The sequence below is a fragment of the Dysgonomonas sp. GY75 genome, assembly GCF_015234155.1.
GTDB classification, from domain to species: Bacteria; Bacteroidota; Bacteroidia; order Bacteroidales; family Dysgonomonadaceae; genus Dysgonomonas; species Dysgonomonas gadei.
On the sequence record NZ_JADCLQ010000005.1, the window covers coordinates 1 to 342 of the forward strand.

Genomic DNA, 342 nt, shown 5'->3' on the forward strand with positions numbered 1-342 from the left:
CAGCCGGAGGTCTATCCCCTGCGGGCAGTCCTGCGTCCGCTCATAAACACAACCGCTTATACCGGACAGGAGAAAGGCCCCCAACAGCAGGAAGCTTATTTTCTTCCTGCCTGCGTACCCTTGATTTGACTTCGTTTTATGCATACGTTGTAGACTTTGTTTAGTGTATGAAAAATCAATGTGCCGATATGCCAATATACCAATTAGTTAATGTGCCAATGTGCCGATGTGCTAATATTCACATTCGCCAATTTGCCGGTTGGGTTTAGCTGTTAGCCATTAGCTGATAGCTTGTTAGCTTTTGTCGCTTCGCGCCATTGGCATATTTCCAGATCAGCACAT